Annotated in this window: 4 protein-coding genes; all 4 read right to left on the bottom strand. The window is 76.0% G+C overall.

Annotation, left to right across the window (positions count from 1 at the left end):
* Positions 1-533: 533 nt before the first annotated feature.
* A complete protein-coding gene (locus GTQ99_RS20875) occupies positions 534-1802 on the bottom strand; it encodes a DUF418 domain-containing protein (RefSeq protein ID WP_166617620.1) in 1269 nt (422 codons plus the stop codon).
* A 166-nt stretch (positions 1803-1968) separates the two neighbouring features.
* A complete protein-coding gene (locus tag GTQ99_RS20870; protein WP_166617619.1) occupies positions 1969-2613 on the bottom strand; it encodes a dihydrofolate reductase family protein in 645 nt (214 codons plus the stop codon).
* Positions 2610-3203 carry an SRPBCC family protein gene (locus tag GTQ99_RS20865; protein WP_166617618.1) on the bottom strand — a complete coding sequence of 198 codons (594 nt, stop codon included), beginning with the start codon at positions 3201-3203 and terminating at the stop codon, positions 2610-2612. Before GTQ99_RS20865 ends, GTQ99_RS20870 begins: the two co-directional genes overlap by 4 nt.
* A complete protein-coding gene (locus GTQ99_RS20860) occupies positions 3200-3559 on the bottom strand; it encodes a metalloregulator ArsR/SmtB family transcription factor (protein ID WP_166617617.1) in 360 nt (119 codons plus the stop codon). The genes GTQ99_RS20865 and GTQ99_RS20860 overlap by 4 nt, the downstream gene beginning before the upstream one ends.
* Between the last annotated feature and the right edge of the window lie 308 nt (positions 3560-3867).

Below are 3867 nucleotides of genomic sequence, written 5' to 3'. Positions count from 1 at the left end.
GGGTGCGGGGTGCTCACGGTGCCAGTGTGGGCGGCGCGTGCCGGCTCCCGCGTCCGCCGTCCGTCGCGACCGGGACGCCCCGCCTCGTCGGGCGCCGGGGCCCCCGCGGGCCCACGCCGGCCCTGGCGGAGCGGCCGCTCGCGCAGGCGTTCCAGGACGTCGGGGAACTCCCGGATCGGCGGCGACGGGTGGGGGACCCGTCGTGGGGCTGCCGTCGGCCCGCTCCAGCCACCCCACCACGCGCGTGGTCGAGCACGCCCTGGCCGCCATCGCCGCCGACGCCGTGGCGCTGGTGACCGGCTCCGAGGCGGAGCTGGTCCGCGCGTGCGCCGCCACCAGCGGACCAGCTGATCGCGGCACGTCGAGCCAGGTCTGGCACCACGCACCGCCCGGTGCGTTCGAGCCCGTGCCTGACGTCGTCCGGCACCGGGCAGACGCCCGGTGGAGGAGCGCCCGGGCGCGTACCGCCTCCTCGTCGAAGGTCCGCTCCGGAGCGGGAAGGCTCCGGGCGCGGGCACCCGACCGTGCTGGGGCTAGCTGCTGGATCGACGGGGTGACGAGTTCGGCGCCGCCGTCGCCTCCTGCGCCTGCGGTGTCGCCCGTCCGTACACCAGGCGCCGCAGCAGCGCCTCGGCCGGGCCCGGGCGGCCGGCGCGCTCGAGCAGGACCGCGACCAGCGCGCTCGACGCGTAGGTGCCCACCCCGACGGCCGCGACGAAGGCGGTGCCCGCCCCCACGCCCCAGCCGGCGCCCCAGGGCGCCAGCAGCGGGACCATGACGATCGACTGCAGCAGGTAGCAGGTCAGCGAGCGCTGTCCCACGGCCCTGCTCACCCGCCACGCGCCGGCCGGCACCCAGCGCCCGTCCGCGCGCGCGGCCCGCTGCTCGCGCACGCCGACCCGCCACGCCACCAGCGCGGCGAAGGCGACCCCACCGGCCAGGCCGGTGCCGGCATGCACGATGCCCAGCGCGTAACCGCCGGCCACCTCCACGGGCAGCACCTGCACCGAGGCCAGCACCAGCGGCACCGCGCCCGGCAGGCTCAGCGCGAAGCCGCCCAGCGCCAGGCGGCGCAGCAGCCGCAGGTGCTCGGCGGGGCGCTCCAGGACGCGGCGTCGCGCGAGCAGGACGCCGAGCACCGCGGGGGTGAGGAAGACCAGCGCGACCAGCGGCGCGGCCAGCACGTAGGAGGCCGCGGTGAGCGCTCGCGCCGCCAGCGCACCGGCGAAGGTCTGCGTGTCCAGCACCAGCGGCACGGGCGGCCCGCTGAGGGCCCCGGGCATGCCGTCGACGCCGTTGAAGGCCAGGTAGGGCAGCAGCGCCAGTGAGCCCACCACGACGAGGGTGCGCTCCCGCCTGCGCAGCAGCAGCACCAGCACGAGCCCGAGCAGGCCGTAGACGAGCAGGATGTCGCTCTCGAAGAGCAGGATCAGGTGGGCCAGGCCGAAGGCGCCCAGCCACAGCGTGCGCCGCAGCAGCAGCGAGCGGGTGCGCGGCCAGGGGGCGCCGCGCTGCTCCTGGCGGCGCGCGGTGACGGCCAGCCCGTACGCCAGCAGCAGCGTGAACATCGGGAAGGCGCGGTTGTCGACGAGCAGCCCGACGACGACGTCGACCACCCGGTCCGCGCCGGTGCCGTCGACGGGGCGGAAGGAGGGACCCAGCTCGCGGGCGCTGATGTGCGCGACGCTGTTGGCCAGCGCGATGCCGAGCAGTGCGATCCCCCGAGCGGTGTCGGGCGCCGGTGAGCGCTCGGCAGCGCTGAGCGGTGCGCTCGGGCCGGGGACGGTGGCTGCCGTGCTCATCGCGGCAGCGTCCCACCGCGGCGCGCCCGGTGGGGGTCTCCGGTCCGAGCGGTCCCGGCGCCGCAGCGGTCCCGGCGCCGCAGCGGCAGCGTGCCGCGACGGTCGCCGGCCGGCAGGTCGTCGAGGAGATCCGGTGCTCCGTCGAGTCCACGGTGCTCCGCTGCGCTCAGCGTCGCCAGTACAGGTGGTGCACGACGCCGCTCGGGCTCGGGACGCTCTCGTGGTGGTAGCCGTCGCCGAAGTCCTCCGGAGCGTTCCACAGCCGTTGGCCCCGGCCCAGGCGGACGGGTGCGACGGCGACGTGGAGCGTGTCGATCAGGCCGGCCTCGAAGAAGGCGCGGACCGTGCTCGGGCCGCCGCCGAGGCGCACGTCCCGGCCGGCGGCGGCCTCCTTCGCGCGGGTCAGCGCCTCCGCCGGGCCGGCCTCGAGGAAGTGGAAGGTCGTCCCACCGAGGGAGAACGAGGGCCGCACGTGGTGGGTCAGGACGAACACGGGGGTGCGGAACGGCGGTTCGTCGCCCCACCAGCCCTGCCAGGACAGGTCCTCCCACGGGCCCCGCTGCGGGCCGAACTTGCCGCGCCCCATGATCTCCGCGTCGATGTTGCGGTGGAACTCGCGCGTGAAGTGGTCGTCGAGCCCCCGGCTCCCGCCCGGTTCCGTGCGGTTCGGCCAGCTGGCCGTCGCGCCGGCCCACGAGGCGAGGTCGGCGGGGTCGGCGTGACCGAACGGCCGCGTGGAGCTGGGGTCCTCACCCGCCCCGAAGCCGTCGGCGGAGACCATGAGGTTGTGCCCGCGCAGCAGCTGGGTCACGACCGCACCTGCGGCGCCAGGCCGGCGGCGGCGTAGTCGGCCTGGGACGCGGCGAACGCGGACCAGTCCCACGGCACCGGGCGTCCGGCCAGGAGCGGCTCGAGGCGCTCCAGCGAGGTGTGCAGCCCGACGGCCCAGCACCCCTGGACGGCCTCGTCGACGTCGAGCACGTGGTGCTCCACCCGCAGTTCGCAGCCGCCGTCGACCTCGGTGAGCTCCCACCGCATCGTCGATCCGGAACCGCCGTGGGTGTGCTCGAGCAGCGTCGGCGGTTCCAGGCGCAGGATGCGGCACCGCAGGGTGAAGGCGTCGTCGCCGCGGCCGGCGAACAGCAGTTCACCGCCCACCCGCAGGTCGACCGTGATGTCGGCGTCGAAGGGCAACCACCAGTCGGCGAGCCGGGCCGGGTCGGTGATGGCGCTCCACACCTCGGCGACGGGGAAGGCGAGGTGCCGCCGGAAGCGGATGGCGCCGCCGTCGACGGTGCGCTCGAGCGTGCCCTGCGCGGAGTCGGTCCGGGAGTCGGTTCGGGAGTCGGTTCGGGAGTCGGTTCGGGAGTCGGTTCGGGAGTCGGTTCGGGAGTCGGTCATGCCTCGTCCTGTCGGTCGCGGGTCGACGTGTTCGGCGGCGCCGGGCGTGCGGTGCGCTGCAGGTGCGCCTCGAGGGAGTCGAGCCGGGCTGCCCACAGGGCCCGGTACGGCTCGAGCCAGGCGTCGAGCTCTTGGAGCGGTTGCGGACGCAGCCGGTAGAGCCGCCGCTGAGCTTCCTTGCGGACCTCGACGAGGCCGGCGTCGCGCAGCACCTTGAGGTGGCGCGAGACGCCGGGTTGCCCGAGGGCGACCAGGTCGACGAGCTCGCCGACGGAGCGCTCCCCGTCCCGGACGGCGTCGAGGATCTGCCGCCGGGTGGGTTCGGCGATGACGTCGAGCACGGCGAGGGGAGGCACGCGCTCAACGTACGACGAGCCGTATATGCGGTCAAGCGCATGTTCGAGCAGCTCCCACCTTCCTCGACGTGGTCGCCGGCGAGCACGACCTCCACCGCCTCGAGCGGCGACGACCCGAACGAGCACGAACGTCGCCGACAGGTGCTGCGCCGCACCGTCCACCGGGCCTCCTCGCCCGCGCTCGCGCCCCGGACCCGGCGCCGCTCGGACCTCGGCACGGAGGTCATCGCCGCCGCCCCGTCGCCGCGCTCCGAACGGCGCGGGTGTCGCGGTCGGCCTCACCGGTCGTGGCGGGGGTGGGGGTGCGG

Origin of the sequence: Kineococcus vitellinus, assembly GCF_009906315.1 — a bacterium.
Classification (GTDB): Bacteria; Actinomycetota; Actinomycetes; order Actinomycetales; family Kineococcaceae; genus Kineococcus; species Kineococcus vitellinus.
This window is presented reverse-complemented; position numbering and strand designations above follow the sequence as displayed.